At 60.9% G+C, this 18,411-nt stretch carries 15 protein-coding genes; 14 read left to right on the forward strand and 1 reads right to left on the reverse strand.

Annotation, left to right across the window (positions count from 1 at the left end):
* Positions 1-63 precede the first annotated feature (63 nt).
* The 12 genes from glgA to ACXPVS_RS17170 all read left to right on the forward strand — a co-directional run bounded on the left by glgA (position 64) and on the right by ACXPVS_RS17170 (position 14,945).
* On the forward strand, positions 64-1,650 hold the full coding sequence (glgA, locus tag ACXPVS_RS17115) for a glycogen synthase GlgA (RefSeq protein WP_458510978.1): 1,587 nt from the start codon (positions 64-66) through the stop codon (positions 1,648-1,650).
* A gap of 13 nt (positions 1,651-1,663) precedes the next feature.
* Entirely contained in the window at positions 1,664-3,460 is a 1,797-nt protein-coding gene (gene treZ, locus ACXPVS_RS17120; RefSeq protein WP_458510979.1) for a malto-oligosyltrehalose trehalohydrolase, read from the forward strand.
* A complete protein-coding gene (malQ, locus tag ACXPVS_RS17125) occupies positions 3,457-5,535 on the forward strand; it encodes a 4-alpha-glucanotransferase (RefSeq protein WP_458510980.1) in 2,079 nt (692 codons plus the stop codon). The genes treZ and malQ overlap by 4 nt, the downstream gene beginning before the upstream one ends.
* Positions 5,532-8,318: a malto-oligosyltrehalose synthase gene (locus tag ACXPVS_RS17130; protein ID WP_458510981.1), complete on the forward strand. Its 2,787-nt coding sequence runs from the start codon at positions 5,532-5,534 to the stop codon at positions 8,316-8,318. The genes malQ and ACXPVS_RS17130 overlap by 4 nt, the downstream gene beginning before the upstream one ends.
* Before the next feature lie 21 nt (positions 8,319-8,339).
* A complete protein-coding gene (locus ACXPVS_RS17135; protein WP_458510982.1) occupies positions 8,340-8,657 on the forward strand; it encodes a DUF2934 domain-containing protein in 318 nt (105 codons plus the stop codon).
* 105 nt (positions 8,658-8,762) lie between these two features.
* Positions 8,763-10,922: a glycogen debranching protein GlgX gene (gene glgX / locus ACXPVS_RS17140; RefSeq protein WP_458510983.1), complete on the forward strand. Its 2,160-nt coding sequence runs from the start codon at positions 8,763-8,765 to the stop codon at positions 10,920-10,922.
* 1 nt (position 10,923) lies between these two features.
* Positions 10,924-11,913 (forward strand): acyl-CoA dehydrogenase, encoded by a 990-nt coding sequence (locus ACXPVS_RS17145; protein WP_458510984.1) that lies wholly within the window; start codon positions 10,924-10,926, stop codon positions 11,911-11,913.
* Complete coding sequence (locus ACXPVS_RS17150) at positions 11,910-12,668, forward strand: PIG-L deacetylase family protein (protein ID WP_458510985.1); 759 nt, start codon at positions 11,910-11,912, stop codon at positions 12,666-12,668. Before ACXPVS_RS17145 ends, ACXPVS_RS17150 begins: the two co-directional genes overlap by 4 nt.
* Complete coding sequence (locus tag ACXPVS_RS17155; protein ID WP_458510986.1) at positions 12,665-13,264, forward strand: SAM-dependent methyltransferase; 600 nt, start codon at positions 12,665-12,667, stop codon at positions 13,262-13,264. The genes ACXPVS_RS17150 and ACXPVS_RS17155 overlap by 4 nt, the downstream gene beginning before the upstream one ends.
* The gene (locus ACXPVS_RS17160) at positions 13,261-13,920 is read left to right on the forward strand and encodes a glycosyltransferase (protein ID WP_458510987.1); all 660 of its coding nucleotides are present in this window, start codon (positions 13,261-13,263) and stop codon (positions 13,918-13,920) included. The genes ACXPVS_RS17155 and ACXPVS_RS17160 overlap by 4 nt, the downstream gene beginning before the upstream one ends.
* Before the next feature lie 119 nt (positions 13,921-14,039).
* Positions 14,040-14,798 (forward strand): PIG-L deacetylase family protein, encoded by a 759-nt coding sequence (locus ACXPVS_RS17165; RefSeq protein ID WP_458510988.1) that lies wholly within the window; start codon positions 14,040-14,042, stop codon positions 14,796-14,798.
* Between the two features lie 15 nt (positions 14,799-14,813).
* Entirely contained in the window at positions 14,814-14,945 is a 132-nt protein-coding gene (locus ACXPVS_RS17170) for a hypothetical protein (protein ID WP_458510996.1), read from the forward strand.
* Here the strand turns inward: ACXPVS_RS17170 and ACXPVS_RS17175 are convergent, their stop codons facing one another.
* Positions 14,946-15,887: a LysR substrate-binding domain-containing protein gene (locus ACXPVS_RS17175; RefSeq protein WP_458510989.1), complete on the reverse strand. Its 942-nt coding sequence runs from the start codon at positions 15,885-15,887 to the stop codon at positions 14,946-14,948.
* Between the two features lie 121 nt (positions 15,888-16,008).
* Between ACXPVS_RS17175 and ACXPVS_RS17180 the strand changes: the two genes are divergently transcribed.
* Together ACXPVS_RS17180 and ACXPVS_RS17185 are read left to right on the forward strand one after the other, a co-directional pair.
* Positions 16,009-16,713, forward strand: coding sequence for an SDR family oxidoreductase (locus ACXPVS_RS17180; protein WP_458510990.1), 705 nt, complete (start codon positions 16,009-16,011; stop codon positions 16,711-16,713).
* 547 nt (positions 16,714-17,260) lie between these two features.
* Positions 17,261-18,286 (forward strand): autotransporter domain-containing protein, encoded by a 1,026-nt coding sequence (locus ACXPVS_RS17185; RefSeq protein ID WP_458510991.1) that lies wholly within the window; start codon positions 17,261-17,263, stop codon positions 18,284-18,286.
* The last annotated feature ends 125 nt before the right edge of the window (positions 18,287-18,411 follow it).

Here is an 18,411-nt window from a genome sequence, read left to right on the forward strand (position 1 = left end):
ATTGGCCACGAAACACCGTTTGTGCCAGACCTAAGAATTAGATCAACAACACGGGAGATTCATATGATCAGTGCGGCTTTAGATATTCAGGGAGAACGTGCTCATCAGCAGGTCGGCGAAACGAGCGCTTTGAGCGCCCCCAGTCACCAATCGATCAGCGTACCAGGCACCAAGACGCTGACACCGGTGGCCAGCCACAACTCTAACAAGAAGAAAGTACTGTTCGTCACCTCGGAGATCGCCGATCTGGTGAAGACCGGTGGTCTAGGCGACGTTTCCGCAGCGCTGCCGCGAGCCATGGCTCACTTGCACGATGTGCGCGTGTTGATTCCCGGATACCCACAAGTGCTGCACAGCGAAAACCCGATTCATATTATTGGCGAACTCGGTGGCCACGCCGCGTTGCCCCCTTGCAAAATCGGGCGCATGGACATGCCCGACGGTCTGGTCATTTACGTGTTGATCTGCCCCGAACTCTACGAGCGCGAGGGTTCACCTTACGGTGCCAACAACGGTCGCGACTGGCCGGACAACCACATTCGTTTCGCCCGCCTGGGCCTGGCAGCCGCGGATATCGCCGCCAACCTTGCACACATTCACTGGTGCCCGGACCTGGTGCATGCCCATGACTGGCCTGCCGGTCTGGCGCCCGCGTACATGCACTGGCGTGGACAGCGCACCCCGACGCTGTTCACCATTCATAACCTCGCCTATCAGGGCGTGACCAGTCTTGGCTCGTGCCCGGAACTGGGTATCCCCCTGCATGCCTTGCAACAGGAAGGCATGGAGTTCTACGGCAAGATGTCGTTCCTCAAGGCCGGCATGGCTTATTCCAGCCACATCACCACCGTCAGCGCCACCTATGCCCAGGAAATCACCACCCCGGCCTTCGGCTGCGGTCTCGACGGTTTTCTTGCCGCCAAGACCCAGCAAGGTCTGCTCAGTGGTATTCCCAATGGCATCGATGAAAGCTGGGACGCCGCCACGGACCCGCACCTGTTCTGCCCCTTCAAAGTTGGCGATTGGGAAGGCAAAGCGGTCAACGCCGACTACGTGCGTAAGTTGTTCGGCCTGGAAGACTCCCAAGGTCCGCTGTTCGCCGTGGTTTCGCGACTGGTCTATCAAAAAGGCCTGGACCTGACCGAGGCCGTCTCCGAGTACATCGTCAAATCGGGCGGGCAGATCGCGATCATCGGTCGTGGTGAGCCGGAAGAAGAACAAGCCATGCGTGAACTGGCCCTGCGTTTTCCAGGCCAGATCGGCGTGCGTATCGGTTTCAACGAAACCGACGCCCGTCGCATGTTCGCCGGCAGTGATTTCCTGCTGATGCCTTCGCGTTACGAGCCTTGCGGGCTGAGCCAGATGTACGCCCAGCGCTTCGGTTCGTTGCCGGTGGCGCGCAACACCGGTGGTTTGGCCGACACCATTGAAAACGGCGTGACCGGTTTCCTGTTCGATGAATCCACGGTCGAAAGCTACGAGGAAGCCCTGAGCCGGGCCTTCAAGGTTTTTGCCTTCCCCGACCTGCTCAACGCCATGCGCTGCCGGGCCATGGCCGCGCCTTTCAACTGGTGCAAAGCGGTCGAGCCGTACGCCGAACTCTACGAAAAACTGGTGACCAAAGCGCTGGGTAAATCGGGCAAACATTAAGAGGTTTTCAAAGATGCCGTTACGGACTCTTGAGACCTGGCTCCACGGCGCAATCATGCTGGACGCAGAGCACACGCGTTTTGCCTTGTGGGCGCCAGATGCGTTTCACGTCAGTGTCGAACTGGAAGATGGACAGTCCTTGCCACTCCTGCCCCAGGCAGATGGCTGGTTCGTGATCAATACTCGCTGCCCCGCCGGCACGCGTTACCGCTACAACATCGACGGCGAGCTGGCGGTGCCCGACCCGGCCTCCCGCGCGCAGTCCGGTGATATCGACCGCCACAGCGTGGTGGTCGATCCACTTGCCTACCCATGGCAACACAGCGCCTGGCGCGGGAGGCCGTGGAATGAGGCGGTGATCTACGAATTGCACGTCGGTGCGCTTGGCGGCTTCAGCGAAGTCGAGCAGCACCTGGCGCGCCTCGTGGAGCTGGGCATCAGCGCGATCGAGCTGATGCCGCTGGCGCAGTTCCCCGGTGATCGCAATTGGGGTTACGACGGGGTTCTACCCTACGCGCCCCAAGCCTCCTATGGCACTCCCGAACAACTCAAACATCTGATCGACACCGCCCACGGTCATGGCCTGGCGGTGATTCTCGACGTGGTCTACAACCACTTCGGCCCGGACGGCAATTACCTGCATCACTACGCCAAGGGCTTCTTCCGTGAAGACAAGCACACCCCATGGGGTGCGGCCATCGATTTTCGGCGGCGCGAGGTGCGGGACTTCTTCATCCAGAACGCGCTGATGTGGTTGCTGGAGTACCGCTTCGATGGTTTGCGTCTGGACGCAGTACACGCCATCGAAGACCCTGACTTTCTTCAGGAACTGGCGCAAAAAGTTCGCCAGCAAACCGATCCGGCCAGGCATGTATGGCTCACCGTTGAAAACGAGCACAACCAGGCCAGTCTGCTGGAAGAAGGCTTCGACGCGCAGTGGAACGACGACGGCCACAACGCCTTGCACGTGCTGCTGACCGGCGAAACCGACGCCTATTACGCCGACTATGCGCAAAACCCAACAGAACAACTGGCTCGCTGCCTGAGCCAGGGTTTTGTGTTTCAAGGCCACGTAACCCGTCACGGTACAACCCGTGGCGAGCCCAGCGGTCATTTGCCGCCCAGTGCTTTTGTGCTGTTTCTGCAAAACCACGACCAGATCGGCAACCGCGCCTTGGGCGAACGGCTGCATCAACTGGCCAACCCCGATGCGCTCAAGGCGGCCACCGCATTACTGCTGTTGTCACCGATGATCCCGCTGATGTTCATGGGCGACGAGTTCGCCGCCGAGCAACCGTTCCTGTTTTTCACCAGCCATCACGATGAGCTCGCGGAGCGGGTCCGCGAGGGACGACGTAACGAGTTTGCCGCCTTCAGCGCGTTTGCTGATCCGCACAAACGTCAGCAGATTCCCGACCCCAACGCGCGCCAGACCTTTGAGGCTTCACGCCCCGAGCTGACATCAACCCGACAGTCCACCCTGCGCGACCTGTATCGCCAACTGTTGCAGATCCGCCATCAGCAGATCATTCCCCGCCTGCCCGGTGCTCAAGCATTGGGCGCCGACGTGCTGGGCGCCGGCGCAATAACGGCGCGCTGGCGACTGGGCGATGGCAGCCTGCTGCGCATTGACCTGAACCTCAGCGAAACACCTGTGGTCCACTCCCAAGAGGCCACCGCTACGTTGTTGTTCGAATACCCGCCACAGTCAGCCGGTCTGTTGGATCAGGGCACGCTGGCCCCGTATTGCGCGCTAGTCAGCCTCACGGCCGCAGCCCCTTTGCTAACCCCGGATGGAGAGCGCCAATGAGCGATGCGCAACTGGAAATACTGGCCAGCCTAGCTGGCCTGGCTGTCGACTGGATCGACGCCAACGGCCGCCCACAGAAAGTCGCGCCATCAGTGTTACGCAACGTCCTCACCGGACTCGGTCACCCGGCCGGCAGCGCTCAGGAAATCGACGCCAGCCTGCTGGAACTGCGGCAGGTGCAACAGACCCGACACCTGCCGCCGCTGCTGACCGCCGACTTCGGTGTCGGCCTCAGCCTGGCGCGTTACTTTGAACCCGAAACACCGTGCCAGATCCACCTCGAAGATGGCGCGCGACTCAACCTCAAACTGGATGCCGAGGCGATACTGCCCGGCCTGATTCCGGTCGGGTATCAGCACGTCAACATCGACGGGCAGGAATTCACCTTGGCCGTGGCACCGACGCGCTGCTATAGCGTCGGCGATGCCGTCGACAATCCGATCCCCCGCGCCTGGGGTTTGAGCGTGCAGCTGTACTCGCTGCGTCGTCCTGGCGATGGCGGTTTCGGCGATACCCAAGCGCTGGAAGACCTGGCCCGGGTGGCCGGTGAACGCGGTGCCGAAGCATTGGCGATCAGTCCGTTGCATGCAATGTTCAGCAGCGACACCCAGCGTTACAGCCCGTATTCGCCCTCCAGCCGTTTGTTTCTCAACAGTCTGTATGCCGCACCGGGCGCCATCCTGGGTGATCGAGCGCTGCGTACCGCGATTGATGCCACTGGCCTGGCGGCAGAACTCAAGCACCTCGAAGCCTTGCCGTTGATTGATTGGCCGGTGGCGGCCGAAGCCAAACATCGCCTGTTGCAGGCGTTGTACGAAGGCTTTGTGCAGGGTGAACACCCGTTGCATCCCGACTTCAGCAGCTTCCGCCACGCCGGTGGCGAAGCCCTGGAAAACCACTGCCGCTTCGAAGCCATTCAAGCGTCCCGCGCCGCCAAGGGTGAAAACCTCGACTGGCGGCAGTGGCCCGAGCACTGGCGTGACCCGCGCAGCGCGGCCCTCGCCGAATTCGCCGAAGAAAACGCCGGACGCATCGGCTTCTTTGCCTTCTGCCAATGGCTGATCACGCGGAGCCTGGAACGCGTACAAGCCGCCGCCCGCAGCGCCGGCATGAGTATTGGCCTGATCGCCGACCTGGCCGTGGGTGCCGATGGCGGTGGCAGCCAGGCCTGGAGTCGTCAGGACGAATTGCTGGCCTCGCTGACCGTGGGTGCACCCCCAGACATTCTCAACCGCACCGGTCAGGGCTGGGGGATCTCCGCGTTCTCGCCCGAAGGTCTGGTACGCAATGGTTTTCGGGCATTCATCGAGATGCTCCGCGCCAATTTTGCCCACGCCGGTGGCCTGCGCATCGATCACGTCATGGGCCTGCAACGGTTGTGGGTGATCCCCAATGGCGCGTCACCCGCTGACGGCGCCTACCTCTATTATCCAGTGGACGACCTGCTGCGTTTACTGACCCTCGAGTCCCATCGGCATCAGGCCATCGTCCTCGGTGAAGACCTCGGTACTGTGGCTGACGGTCTGCGAGAAAAGCTCATCGCCCGGTCGATCCTCGGCATGCGCGTGCTGTTGTTTGAACAAGACAACGCGCACTTCAAATCGATTCTCGACTGGCCGGACAACGCCCTCGCAACCACCAGCACCCATGACCTGCCGACGCTCAATGGCTGGTGGCATGGCCACGATATCGACTGGAATGCGCGACTGGGGCTGGTCGAAGCTGCGGGGGAAATTGAATGGCGCCACCACCGCGAACGCGAGCGTGAAGGCTTGCGCCGGGTGTTAATCGAGGACCCGCAGAATTTTCACGAAGAGTCCCATGAAACCGACCAGGTGCTCGACGCCGCGATACGTTTCCTCGGTCATACCCGTGCGCCGCTGGTGTTGCTACCGCTGGAAGATGCCCTGGGCATCGAACAGCAGGCCAACTTGCCCGGCACCACCGACACGCACCCCAACTGGTCCCGACGCTTGCCTGGCGACAGTGACGCCTTGCTCGATGACCCGGACGCCGCCCGGCGCCTGGAATTGCTCGCCTGTGCGCGGCTTCAGGCGGCCGAGCGTGACCAATGAATCAAACGCTTATTCAACCGCTGCGGGCGACCCTGCGGCTGCAGTTCCATAAAGACTTCACACTGGACGATGCGGTGCCGCTGGTGCCGTACTTCGCCAGCCTCGGCATCAGCCATATCTATGCCTCACCCCTGCTGAGCGCCCGCGCCGGGTCCATGCATGGTTACGACGTCGTGGACCCGACGACCGTCAACCCGGAACTGGGCGGCGAAGCGGCGCTGCGGCGTTTGGTTGGTGCATTGCGCGAGCTGAACATGGGGCTGATCCTCGACATCGTTTCCAACCACATGGCCGTCGGCGGCGGCGATAATCCCTGGTGGCAGGATTTGCTGGAATGGGGGCGCCTGAGCCCCTACGGCGAGTTCTTCGATATCCAGTGGCATTCGCCCGACCCGTTGATGGAAGGCCAGTTGCTGTTGCCCTTCCTCGGCAGCGACTACGGCATCGCCTTGCAGGACGGCACGCTGCCCCTGCGCTTCGATGCGCAAAAGGGCGCGTTTTATGTCGAGCACTATGAACATCACTTCCCGATCTGCCCGACCCATTATGGCGAACTGCTCAGAACCGATGACCCGTTGACCGCCGAATCGCTCAAGTCGCTGGCAGACCGCTTCAGCACCTTGAGTTACCAGACCGACGCCCATAGCCTGGCGATGCCGCTGAAAGCAGAGCTGCGTGAACGGGCCAATGATCCGGCGATTCTGCGGGCCATCCAGCAAAACCTCAGCGCTTACGACTCGCTCACCGCCGAAGGTTTCCAGCGCCTGCACCCGTTGCTTGAACACCAAAGCTATCGCCTGGCCAGTTGGCGCACGGCAGCAGATGACATCAACTGGCGGCGATTTTTCGATGTCAACGAACTGGGCGGCCTGAGGGTTGAACGCCCGGCCGTTTTCGAAGCCACCCACGCGAAAATTTTTGAGCTGGTGGCCGAAGGCCTGGTTGACGGTCTGCGCATCGACCACATCGACGGCCTCGCCGACCCTCGGGGCTACTGCCGCAAGTTGCGGCGGCGGGTCGACAGCCTGTCGCCGGATCGGCACCTGCCGATCTACGTCGAGAAGATCCTCGGCGAAGGTGAAACCCTGCACCGTGACTGGTCGGTGGATGGCACCACCGGTTACGAGTTCATGAATCAGCTGTCGCTGCTTCAACACGCGCCCGAAGGCGCCCACACATTGGGCGAACTGTGGAATCGCTTCAGCGAACGGCCCGTCGATTTCCGTCAGGAAGCGCAACTGGCCCGCCAGCAGATCCTCAACGGCTCCCTCGCCGGAGACTTCGAAAGCGTCGCCCAGGCCCTGTTGCAAGTGGCACGGGATGACCTGATGACCCGCGACCTGACCCTCGGTGCGATTCGTCGGGCATTACAGGAACTGATCGTGCATTTCCCGGTGTACCGCACCTATATCAGCCCCCGTGGGCGTTCGGCCGAAGACGATGTGTTTTTCCAGCAAGCCATGGACGGTGCCAGGCAAACCCTCGGCGAGGCCGACTGGCCCGTGCTCGATTGCCTGGCCAGTTGGCTGGGCGGTGAGCCGTGGCGCAAACGCCCGTTGGGTCGGCCGCGCAAGATGCTCAAGCATGCCTGTGTGCGTTTTCAGCAACTGACGTCACCCGCGGCGGCGAAGGCGGTGGAAGACACCGCGTTCTATCGCTCGGCGACATTGTTGTCGCGCAATGACGTGGGGTTCAGCACCGAACAGTTCAGCGCGCCGATGGACGATTTCCATGCCGCTTGCATCAACCGTCTCGACGAGTTCCCCGATAATGTGCTGGCCACCGCAACCCACGACCACAAACGCGGCGAAGACACCCGCGCGCGCCTGGCGGTGCTGAGCGAGCGCAGCGCCTGGTACGCCGAGCAAGTTCCGCTCTGGCGGACCCTCGCTCGCCCACTGCGCGACGACGACCAGATGCCGACTGCGGGCGATGAGTTGATCCTCTATCAAGCGATCCTCGGCAGCTGGCCGCTCGATTTGTGCAGTGACGATCAAACCGCCTTGGAGAACTACACTCAACGTGTGTGGCAGTGGCAACAAAAAGCCTTGCGCGAAGCCAAGTTGCAAAGCAGCTGGAGCGCGCCAAACGAGGCTTACGAACAAGCGGTTCAGCAATTCCTGCAGCGTCTGCTTCTGAGCCCCGAAGGTGAACCGTTACGCGCGGCCCTCGGCAAAGCAGCCAAGAGCATCGCCGTCCCCGGCGCACTCAATGGATTGGCGCAAACCTTGCTGCGCATGACGGTGCCGGGGGTTCCGGACTTGTATCAGGGCAACGAGTATTGGGACTTCTCGCTGGTCGACCCTGACAACCGCCGGCCGGTGGATTACGCCAGCCGTCAGCAGTCCCTGCAGACGCCGTTGAAACGGCCCGAGCTGTTGGCTAACTGGCGGGACGGTCGCATCAAGCAAGCGCTGATCGCTGATGTATTGAACCTGCGGCTGGAGCACACCGAACTGTTTCGGCGAGGGGCGTATCAAGCCCTTGAAGTCGTCGGCAGCCAGGCTCACCGGGTGTTCGCATTTGCTCGCTCGCTGGAAGGAAAACGCGCCATTGTGATCGTCCCGATACGCTGCGCCGAACTGCTGAAAAACAGTGCCGAACCCCGGATTGACGCGCCGCTGTGGGGCGATACACGGGTCAAATTACCGTTCACCGCCCCTGATGAAAAGCTGAAGGGACTTTTTTCCAGCGTCGCAGTCACACAGCAAAGGGAGCTGAACATCAGCACTGCGCTGGGGGATTTCCCGGTCAATCTTTTTATCCAAACTACCCACACTTGAGATCAGTTCAGGAGCATTGCGATGAGTACTAACGATAAACGCATCCGCGAATTTGCCTATCAGATCTGGGAATCGGAGGGAAAACCCGAGGGCCAGGACGCCCGCCATTGGGAGATGGCCCGCAAACTGGCGGAAGCCGAAGCCCTGGCACCCAGCACATCGCCAAAAGCCGCTGGCAGCAAAACCGCCGGCACCCAGGCCCCTGCCAGCAAACCCAATGGCAAGGCGGCGGAGCCAAAAACCAAAGCCAAGTCCACCGCGGCCTCGAAGGTCACCCCGCCGGGCGAAAAAACTACCGAGAAAAAGCCTCGAGCAGCGCGAAAACCGCCCGCTGTCTGAGCGGCGTCCTGATTGATTTCGTGGCGAGCCCTCTCGCCACCGAGGGCTCGCTCGCCCTCAAAAAAAACCAGAGCCAAGAACTGTCCCCCCTTTGCAGGAGCATCTATGACCAGTCCAAAGAAAGCCGCGCCAGAACCTCAGGTCGAGGCTTCGAGAATCCGTGAAGGCTTGCCCTTCCCGCTGGGCGCGACATGGGATGGTTTGGGGGTCAACTTTGCCTTGTTTTCCGCCAATGCCACCAAGGTCGAACTGTGCATCTTCGATGAAGCCGGCGAGGTCGAACTGGAACGCGTCGAATTGCCTGAATACACCGACGAGATCTACCACGGCTACCTGCCCGACGCGCATCCGGGGATGATCTACGGCTACCGTGTCTACGGCCCGTACGACCCGGCGAACGGTCATCGCTTCAACCATAACAAACTGCTGATCGACCCCTACGCCAAACAACTGGTTGGCCAGTTGAAATGGTCTGAAGCCCTGTTCGGCTACACCATCGGCCACCCCGACGCCGACCTCAGTTTCGATGAACGGGACAGCGCGCCCTTCGTGCCTAAGTGCAAGGTGATCGACCCCGCCCACACCTGGGGTCATGACCATCGGGTCAGCGTGCCGTGGGACAAGACCATCATTTATGAGACTCACGTACGCGGTATAAGCATGCGTCACCCCTCCGTCCCCGATAACGTACGCGGCACCTTCGCCGGGTTGATGGTCGATGACGTGCTGGAGCACATCCGCAAGCTCGGCGTGTCGACGGTGGAATTGCTGCCGATTCATGCCTTCGTCAATGACCAGCATCTGTTGCACAAAGGCATGACCAATTACTGGGGTTACAACAGCATCGCGTTCTTCGCCCCCGACCCTCGTTACCTGGCCAGCGGCAAGATCTCCGAGTTCAAAGAGATGGTGGCGCACCTGCACGAAGCCAATCTTGAAGTGATTCTCGACGTGGTCTACAACCACACCGCCGAGGGCAACGAACAAGGCCCGACCCTGTCCATGCGCGGCATCGACAACGCTTCCTACTACCGCTTGATGCCCGACGACAAGCGCTTCTACATCAACGATTCCGGCACGGGCAATACCCTGGACCTGAGTCACCCGTGCGTGCTGCAAATGGTCACCGATTCCTTGCGTTACTGGGCTTCGGAAATGCACGTCGACGGCTTCCGTTTCGACCTGGCGACCATTCTCGGGCGCTACCACGATGGCTTCGACGAGCGTCACAGCTTCCTTGTGGCCTGCCGCCAGGACCCGGTGCTGCGCCAGGTGAAGATGATTGCAGAAGCCTGGGACTGCGGCCCCGGTGGCTATCAGGTCGGTAACTTTCCGCCTGGCTGGGTCGAGTGGAACGACAAATTCCGCGACACCGTGCGTGCGTTCTGGAAAGGCGACGACGGCCAACTGGCGGACTTCGCCAGTCGCATGACCGCCTCCGGCGAGATGTTCAACCAGCGTGGCCGGCGGCCGTACGCCTCGGTGAACTTCGTCACTGCCCACGACGGTTTCACCCTTAACGACCTGGTGTCGTACAACGACAAACACAACGAAGCCAACGACGAGAACAATCAGGACGGCAGTAACAACAATCTGTCCTGGAACCATGGCGTCGAAGGCCCGACCGACGATCCCGAGATCAATGAGTTGCGTCAGCGCCAGATGCGCAATTTCTTTGCCACGCTGCTGCTGTCTCAAGGCACCCCGATGCTGGTGGCCGGCGACGAATTCGCCCGAACCCAGGAGGGCAATAACAACGCCTATTGCCAGGACAGCGAAATCGGTTGGGTCAATTGGGACCTGAGCGAAGACGGCAAGGCCCTGCTCAAGTTCGTTAAACGCCTGATCAAATTACGCCTGACCTACCCGATCCTGCGTCGCGGTCGGTTCCTGGTGGGCAATTACAACGAGGACATCGGCGTCAAGGACGTCACTTGGCTCGCGCCGGATGGCACCGAAATGTCCATCGAACAATGGGAAGAAAGTCATGGCCGCTGCCTCGGCATGCTGCTTGATGGCCGCGCCCAGGAAACCGGTATCCGCCGCAAGGGTGCCGACGCCACCCTGCTGCTGGTGGTCAACGCGCATCACGACATCGTCAATTTCCTGCTTCCGGAAGTGCCCGACGGCTGTTTCTGGACCTGCATGATCGACACCAATCAACCGTCGATTCGTGGTCAGGAACGTTTCGAGTTCGATCACGAATATTCGGTCACTGGCCGTTCGCTGCTGCTGTTCGAATTGCAGCGTGAGGAAGAAGAGTGAAATGGACCTTCAGGGATTTCTCCAGCGTCAGCCAGCGGATTACCCCGACACTCAAGCATTAGGCCGGTGCCTGCGAGCGCTGGTGGAAGCAGGCCTGGATCAGCTTCCGCTGCCTGGCAGTGGCCAGACACTGGAGCGTTTTCAGCGTTTGGCCGAGGTTGGTGGGCATGATCTGGGGGTGTGCAAATTGTACGAAGGCCATACCGACGCCCTGGCGATCATCCAGCAACTCGGCGGTTCACCGACGCCTTCCAGCATGTGGGGCATGTGGGCGGCAGAACCACCGGCAGCGCGCGTGCACGTCAGGCCGCAAGGTCAGATGGTTGTGTTGAATGGGCGCAAGGCCTGGTGCTCAGGTGCTTCGGTGTTGAGTCATGCGTTGCTCACGGCATGGGATCATCACGACCGGCAGCAATTGGTTGCGGTGGCGCTGGACCAACCCGGCGTGACCCTCACGGATCAGGGCTGGCAAGCCGTCGGAATGGGTGCCACTGGCAGCGTCGAGGTGGTGTTCGAAGGCGCCGAAGCACAAGCCATTGGCAACCCCGGCGATTACCTGCAACGTCCCGGCTTCTGGCAGGGCGGAATCGGCATTGCCGCTTGCTGGTACGGCGCGGCACAGAGCATCGCCGAACGCCTGCGCGGCCATTGCGCTCAACGTGAAGAACCCCACGCCCTCGCCCACCTGGGCGCGGTCGACAGCGCGCTGCATGCTGGCGCCGAGGTATTGCGGGCCAGCGCATTGATGATCGACGCCGCGCCACTGGACGATGCCGAGCGCCCGGCTCGACGCGCCCGCGCGGTGGTTGAACACGCCGCCGAACAGGTTATCCAGCATGTCGGCCACGCACTCGGTGCCGGCCCCTATTGCAAGGATCGACAGTTCGCCCGACTGATCGCCGACCTGCCGGTATTCCTGCGTCAAAGCCACGCCGAACGGGATCTTGCAGCGCTTGGGCAGAAAGTACTTTCGGGGACATGGGCGCTATGAAAATCCATCCGATTGTCGGCCAGGGAACGCCTCTGCATTTATGGCAAACCTCAAGCCATCTGGCCCAATTACCGGTGATAGAGATCCTGACGCTGGTCCCGGAAGGCTCGCGCGCCGTGATCATCGCCCCCCATCCGGATGATGAAGTGCTGGGGTGCGGCGGCTTTCTGCAATTGCTCGCTGCGGCCGGCCGGCCGCTGCAACTGATTTCAGTCACTGATGGCAGTGCCAGCCATCCCGGTTCCGAGCGCTGGCCGATGGAACGCCTGAGCGTGGTTCGCCCGCAGGAGTCAGCCCAGGCCTTGCGCCGACTCGGCCTGCCATTGCACAGCCTGAAATGGCTGCGCGGTGGTTTCGCCGACAGTCAGGTGGCGGCACGGGAAGCCGAATTGTGCGAGTTCATCGAGCGTCATCTGCAGCCCAACGATGTGGTTTTTACCACATGGCGCGAAGACGGCCATTGCGATCATGAGGCTGTGGGGCGTGCCAGTGCCGAAGCGGCGAAACGGGTCGGTGCTGCGCTGCATGAGCTGCCCGTCTGGGCCTGGCACTGGGCAACCCCCGAAGACAGTTTCGTGCCTTGGCACCGGGCGCGAAAAATTCTGTTGGCCCCGACGCTGGTGGCGCGTAAACGTCACGCCATCCATGCCTTCGCCAGCCAACTGGAGGGCGACCCGACAATCGGTTTGCCTGCGGTGCTGGCACCGTATGTGCTGGACCGGTTACTGCAACCGTTTGAAGTGGTGTTTGTATGAGCGTCGAGGATCGCTATTTCGACGGTTTGTTCGCCGGCAACGACGATCCCTGGGCGTTCCGTCAGCGCTGGTACGAACAGCGCAAACGCGCCATAACCTTAGCCGCGCTGCCCCGACCGCACTATCGCGCGATCTTCGAGCCCGGTTGCGCCAACGGGGAACTGAGCGCTGAGCTGGCCACTCGCTGCGATCGCCTGTTGTGTTGCGATACGGCCGCCGCCGCCGTGGCGCTGGCTCGCATTCGCCTGAGTCTGTTCGACCATGCCGAAGTCCGCCAAAGCCGTCTGCCGGGGGATTGGCCGGAGGAACAGTTTGACCTGGTCGTGCTCAGCGAAGTTGGCTATTACCTGGACGCCAAAGACCTCAAGTGCCTGATCGAACAGACTGCCCGGTCACTGACTGCCGACGGTCAGCTCCTGGCCTGCCACTGGCGCCCACCGATTGATGGCTGCCCGCTGAACGCCCGACAAGTCCATGACCTGCTTCACGAACAGTTGCACTTGCCGCGCCTGGTCCTGCACCAGGAGGCCGACTTCCTGTTGGAACTCTGGAGCCGTGAGCCGCGCTCCGTCGCCACGCTGGAGGGCTTGCGATGATTGGCATTTTGATCCCGGCGCATAACGAAGAAGCATTGATCGAAGCGTGCATCCGGGCGGCCCTGCGCGCCGCGTGCCATGAACGGCTGGAGGGTGAAACGGTCCTGGTGCTGGTGGTACTCGACAGTTGCACCGACCGATCCGCAGAGATTGTCGACAGTTATCCGGTGCACAGCCTGGCAATCGAGGCGCGTAACGTCGGCCAGGCGCGCGCCGCGGGCGCACGGTTTCTACTGGATCGGGGCGTGCGCTGGATTTCCTGCTCCGACGCTGACAGCCGGGTCGCCAAGGACTGGCTGGTGGCGCAACTGGACCTCGGTGTCGACGCAGTGTGCGGCACGGTGACGGTCGATCAGTGGAGCGCGGCCTTCGATGAGGCGACACAGATTCGCTATCACCAGCGTTATCAGGCCCGCGATGGCCACCGGCATATCCATGGTGCCAATCTGGGCATCAGTGCCGAGGCTTACCGGCGTGCCGGTGGTTTCGAACCGCTGGCCAATGACGAAGATGTACAACTGGTGCGGCAACTCGAGCGCTGCGGGGCGAATATTGCCTGGAGCCAGCGTCCGCAGGTGCTCACCAGTGCCCGACTGGACAGCCGCGCACGGGGAGGATTTGGTGATTTTTTGCGGGACCTGGTACAGGTCGGATAAAAAAACGTACGGATGGAACATCGAGGCGACGAATAGCGTGACATAAGCAATACTCTGCTCGCGGCAATCCAGGGTTTGGAGCGCTGCACATTGCTATCAACGAGAACAAGGACGTAGCCATGAAATCGGTCTCCATCAGTGACAGCAGCCTGCCAGTACAAATCTGGAACAGCGCCCCGCAACTGGACAACATTCCTGTCATCAGCACTCAGACCCTGGTCCCCGCCGGCGCACGCGCTGTAGTGATTGCCCCACACCCGGGCGATGAAGTCGTGACCTGCGGCGGCCTGCTGCAGTTGCTCAGCGCCCTGGGGCATCCGCTCCAGCTAATCTCGATTACCGACGGCAGCGCCAGCCATCCGGGCTCGCAGCAGTGGTCGGAGAAACGCTTGAGCGTGTTCCGCCCCCAGGAAAGCCTCGAAGCCTTGCGCCGACTCGGGCTGCCGATGCACAGCCTCAAATGGATTCGTGGCGGCTTCACAGACAACGCCTTGGCCGAACGGGAATTTCAGATGACTCAATTCATTGCCCGTTATTTACGCCCCGGGGATGTGGTGTTCAGCACATGGCGCGAGGATGGCATTGTCGACCATGACGCCGTCGGCCGGGCCAGCGTCAAGGCCGCGGCCATGGTCGGCGCGGCGTTCAACGAAGTACCGGTCTGGGCCTGGCACTGGCCAACGCGTGATCGAGGGCTCATCCCGTGGCATCGCGCGCGCAAGGTTCGCCTGGACACCTGGACCGTCGCGCGCAAAAGCCACGCCACCCACGCCTATGCCAGCCAGCTCGACGGCGAGCCGGCCATCGGCCTCGCCCCGTTACTGCCCCCGGTGCTTCTGGAACGGATACGGTTGCCTTATGAAATTGTATTTGTCTGAACGAAAAGCGCTGAGCTGGCCGGTACAGGCTCCGCCTATCCGGCGTTGCTAGCTCAAGCCCTATATCGTGGTGCAATCGATCATGGGTTATCCGAGGATGTGGCTCGGCGCACCGTGACCGGGGTGGTAGTCCATGCAGTCAGCTGATTAACAATGATCGGAGCTTCGAGGAACTGCTTCAGATATTGCAGCATTACGCTGTTCACCTTCCTTGAGCAGCCAGGCACGCACGGCCTCGGTGGGCTCGGGGTGGCGCTGTTTGCGGGGGACCACGACATAAAAATCCTGGCTGCCGCGCATCCGTGCCGCAAACGGCTGGACCAACCGGCCATTAGCAAGGTCTGCCTGCACCAGAAAACGGCTGGCTAGCGCGATCCCTTGGCCCGCCATGGCCGCGTCTATTGCCAGGCTCGTTTGATTGAACTGCATACGCTTGGTCCCGGTCACGTTGGGCTGACCCAGCGTGCACTCGAGTAACTCTGGCCAGAGGTTATGACTGTCCTCGAGAAGCACCTGCCCACGAAGGCTCGCCGGGGTCAAAGTTGCTTCCGTGAGTGCGAGCAAGCCAGGGCTGCAAACAGCGATCAGTTCCTGAGGAAACAGGAAATCCACTACCAGCCCAGGCCCGAAAGGCGGTCGGCCCTGGCGGATGGCAATGTCGACGCCATCCGCATGGAAACTCGACAGGTGTTCGGAGGCAAGAATACGTAAATTGATCAGAGGATTGACGGCCACGAACTCGGGCAATTTGGGGATCAACCACTTGGCCGCGAAGGTTGGCGTGACGCTGATCGTCAAGCTCGCAGCGGTGGAGCGTACGGCTGCGGCGGCATCGGAGATCAGCTCAAAAGCACGGCGGATGTTTGGCACCAATGCACGCCCCTCCTCCGTCAGCGTAACCCCATGCGCTTCGCGTACGAACAGCCGGATGCCCAGATCAGCCTCAAGCTTGCGAATTTGCTGCGCCACGGCGCCCTGGGTGACGTTCAGTCGTTCAGCCGCCAGGCGGAAATTCAGAGACTGCGCGACCGCGTCGAAGGCACGCAAGGCATTGAGTGGCGGCAGTCGTGCCGAACTATTTTTTATCATGTAGTTTTTCTACAGTCATAAGGCAGTCAATCTGGTTCGAATGGGCAGGTTCATCGGCCTATAGTCAGTCGGAAGTTGATGGATTTCCACAATTGAATTCTGGTACGCCTGAGGAGGCATCATGTCTGTAGAAAAAGTAGCCATCATCACGGCAGGAGGTAGCGGCATGGGCGCTGCGGCCGCCACACGCCTGGCGGCTGATGGTTTCAAGGTAGCGATCCTGTCTGCCTCCGGAAAAGGCGAGGCGCTTGCCAAGCAGTTGGGGGGCGTGGGCGTCACCGGCTCCAACCAGTCGAACGACGACTTGCAACGCCTCGTCGATCTGACGCTCGATCGTTGGGGGCGCATCGATGTGCTCGTCAACAGCGCCGGTCATGGCCCTCGCGCGCCGGTGCTCGACCTGAGCGATGAGGATTGGCATAAGGGGCTCGACGTCTACTTGCTGAACGCAATCCGCCCAACACGCCTGGTGACACCGACCATGGTCAAGCAGCAGTCTGGGACGATCATCAACATCTCGACCTTCGCAGCGTTCGAGCCCGATCCGGTGTTCCCCACCTCTGGCGTGTTCCGCGCCGGTCTTGCGGCCTTCACCAAGCTTTTTGCCGACCAATATGCAACCGATAATGTACGCATGAACAACGTGCTGCCAGGCTTCATCGACAGTCTGCCGGAGAAGGACGAATTTCGCACGCGCATCCCCATGGGTCGTTACGGCAAGGCCGAAGAAATCGCCGCCACCATCGCCTTCCTCGCCTCTGAAGGCGCGGGATACATCACGGGGCAAAACCTGCGCGTAGATGGCGGCATCACCCGTTCGGTTTGATCTTGAAAGTACTGTGCAGGCCATGCGGGTCTTGAGTTGGCGCCATCTGCGCCACCTGCCGCACTTCTTCGTCAGTCGCTGCTGCTGTCCAGCGTGGCGGGCATGCTGAATCGGGGGCCAGGCCGTTGTCCCTCCACCAGGAAGGTGTTGGCTGACCACATGTTGCCCTCGCCGTGATGCCGAATTGATCCACCGGGTTTTAATCGCGACCTTGAACAACGCCGGGGTGATAGCCCACTGTCAAAAATGCTTCGCAATGCTGATTCTTTGATGATTTTCCGAGCAAACAAGAGCTTAGATGTTCGCCTTAAATCAGCCACTTGCGAGTCCTAAAATACGTGTACCACCTATCGGACATTTTCTTGACGCGATGTCAAGGGTCTTCTTAGCTACACGTTACTACCCCCGGAAATACACTAGGGGCAAACCCCAAGACTCCCGCAAATCGGGCGGCCAGAGGCTTGCCCCACTCCATTCGGTCGCCCCTCATTCGGGGTAGGAGAGACGCCACATCGAGATTACACATGCCATTACAAGGTAGACCCCCATGAAGATTTCGTTCACCCAACAAGAGATCAAAGTTACTTTTTGCACTGTCTCGAGTTCACTCCTTCTGTGCTCGTCCATGGAAGTACAGGCAGGGCCGGCAGAGGATGAAACCACGCCTTGGTCTGGGCAGGATGTTCCGGTCAGCGCCGCCTCCGAGGCACGAAGTTCGCGCCTGACCATCGAGGACGCTGCGCCTTTGGCCTGGAATCAGGTGTATGGACAGGCCTCGCGAAAGGCGCAAACCGATGTCCTGGCTCAGGGATTTTCTATCCCTGGCAGTAGCGAATTCAAAGGTCCGGCGATCCTGACTCTGCAAAGCGGTAGCGGTCATACCCAGCGGGTCGGACTGGTTGGCGGCATCACTCAGTTACAAGGCAACAGCAACGGGCTGCTGACCGGTCGCGCCCTTGCTGACCCCAACCACGACACCCTCAACCTCGAAGGCCAGAGCCTCGGCGCCTACTGGAGCCTGACCGGCCCCCAAGGCTGGCACGTGAATTTGACGGCCAGCGGCGGACGGATCAACGGTTATACCCGCAATGATCAGGGCGCCCGACTGGCGACCGAGGGCAGCGCGGTGACGCTGTCGGTGGAAGGTGGTTTTCCCATTGGTCTGAGCGATAACTGGGTAGTCGAACCCCAGGCGCAGTTGATCAATCAACGCATCACCCTGGACACCCCGTATGCCGGGTCAGGCAAGACTTCCTCCAGCGATCTGACGTCCTGGAGCGGACGGGTCGGTGCGCGGTTGAAAGGTAGTTACGACATCAACGGCCTGGGGGTCGAACCCTATGTGCGAACCAACGTGTGGCACACGGTGTACACCGGCAATACCGTGAACCTCGATCAGGTTGAGAAGATCAGCAGCAGCCGCTATTCGTCGACCGTCGAAGTGGGTTTGGGGTTGGTGGCCAGAGTGACACCCGCCGTGAGTTTTTACGTCAGCGCCGACTACAGCAGTGACGTGGATGACAATGATTTGAACGGGTTGATTGGGAGTTTGGGTGTGCGGATGCGGTGGTGAACGTCTGACTTGATCGTTCCCACGCGCTGAACTGACCCCACAAAGCTGGACGATTTACATGTCTATGCCTAAGCGGCCTGAGTTCTGTATCCCACAGGGCTCAGGCCGTTTAGCTTCAGCTTGAT

The sequence above is a fragment of the Pseudomonas sp. Ma2-10 genome (genome assembly GCF_054330215.1).

What these genes read in the sequence shown, in the direction of transcription:
- ACXPVS_RS17165 (WP_458510988.1), top strand. Translation starts at nt 14,040, where the DNA reads ATGAAATCGGTCTCCATCAGTGACAGCAGCCTGCCAGTACAAATCTGG.
- malQ (WP_458510980.1), top strand. Translation starts at nt 3,457, where the DNA reads ATGAGCGATGCGCAACTGGAAATACTGGCCAGCCTAGCTGGCCTGGCT.
- ACXPVS_RS17150 (WP_458510985.1), top strand. Translation starts at nt 11,910, where the DNA reads ATGAAAATCCATCCGATTGTCGGCCAGGGAACGCCTCTGCATTTATGG.
- ACXPVS_RS17135 (WP_458510982.1), top strand. Translation starts at nt 8,340, where the DNA reads ATGAGTACTAACGATAAACGCATCCGCGAATTTGCCTATCAGATCTGG.
- ACXPVS_RS17155 (WP_458510986.1), top strand. Translation starts at nt 12,665, where the DNA reads ATGAGCGTCGAGGATCGCTATTTCGACGGTTTGTTCGCCGGCAACGAC.
- ACXPVS_RS17185 (WP_458510991.1), top strand. Translation starts at nt 17,261, where the DNA reads ATGAAGATTTCGTTCACCCAACAAGAGATCAAAGTTACTTTTTGCACT.
- glgX (WP_458510983.1), top strand. Translation starts at nt 8,763, where the DNA reads ATGACCAGTCCAAAGAAAGCCGCGCCAGAACCTCAGGTCGAGGCTTCG.
- glgA (WP_458510978.1), top strand. Translation starts at nt 64, where the DNA reads ATGATCAGTGCGGCTTTAGATATTCAGGGAGAACGTGCTCATCAGCAG.
- treZ (WP_458510979.1), top strand. Translation starts at nt 1,664, where the DNA reads ATGCCGTTACGGACTCTTGAGACCTGGCTCCACGGCGCAATCATGCTG.
- ACXPVS_RS17130 (WP_458510981.1), top strand. Translation starts at nt 5,532, where the DNA reads ATGAATCAAACGCTTATTCAACCGCTGCGGGCGACCCTGCGGCTGCAG.
- ACXPVS_RS17145 (WP_458510984.1), top strand. Translation starts at nt 10,924, where the DNA reads ATGGACCTTCAGGGATTTCTCCAGCGTCAGCCAGCGGATTACCCCGAC.
- ACXPVS_RS17160 (WP_458510987.1), top strand. Translation starts at nt 13,261, where the DNA reads ATGATTGGCATTTTGATCCCGGCGCATAACGAAGAAGCATTGATCGAA.
- ACXPVS_RS17180 (WP_458510990.1), top strand. Translation starts at nt 16,009, where the DNA reads ATGTCTGTAGAAAAAGTAGCCATCATCACGGCAGGAGGTAGCGGCATG.
- ACXPVS_RS17175 (WP_458510989.1), bottom strand. Translation starts at nt 15,887, where the DNA reads ATGATAAAAAATAGTTCGGCACGACTGCCGCCACTCAATGCCTTGCGT.